The sequence below is a fragment of the Chloracidobacterium sp. genome, assembly GCA_025057975.1.
Classification (GTDB): Bacteria; Acidobacteriota; Blastocatellia; order Chloracidobacteriales; family Chloracidobacteriaceae; genus Chloracidobacterium.
Genome location: JANWUV010000068.1, coordinates 1 through 545, shown reverse-complemented (window position 1 = coordinate 545; position 545 = coordinate 1). Strand labels below are relative to the sequence as shown.

The 545-nt window shown below is 61.7% G+C and carries 2 protein-coding genes; both read right to left on the bottom strand.

Going from position 1 to position 545, the window contains the following annotated elements:
• Positions 1–310: AAA-like domain-containing protein (locus tag NZ585_15125; GenBank protein ID MCS7081360.1), on the bottom strand; the 310-nt coding region annotated here is incomplete at its 3' end.
• A gap of 44 nt (positions 311–354) precedes the next feature.
• On the bottom strand, positions 355–545 hold a 191-nt coding region (locus tag NZ585_15120), incomplete at its 5' end, for a hypothetical protein (GenBank protein ID MCS7081359.1).

Genomic DNA, 545 nt, shown 5'->3' with positions numbered 1-545 from the left:
CCAGCAGACAGCCCAGCGCCTTGAAAAACGTCTCCGCCGTCGCCAACTCCGCCTCGCTCAGTTTCTGGAAATCCGTCAACGCCGCCGTCACACCTGCCATCTTTTGGCGCACCTCGTGTAGCCCGCGCGCTAGCAACGAGGTCTTCCCCGTCTGCCGTCCGCCCTTGATGAGCACAATGCTGTCGCGGCGATACACCGCCTGCAGCACCTCCCTATCTGCATCCCGCACAATATACAGCCGTGACTCCAACCCTAACGCCCCGCCCGGCTCTTTCAACTCAAGGGTTTGCTGCGATGGCGGCGTCTTCACGTCGGCTCTCTGCTCCGCCTTGTGGGTTCCGGGGACTGCTACAATCACCGCCCCCCCGTCAGCAACCGTTCGAGTTCTTCACTAAACCACTTGGCTGATTCCGGCCGATGTTCCGGGCGGTATGACAGCGCCCGGCGCACCAACTCACTCGCCGCCGCTGGAATCTCAGCGACGATCGCCTGCGGTGGTGAAAACGCCTCTTGCATCTGTTGTTCGTGCAACCTCAGCAACTGGA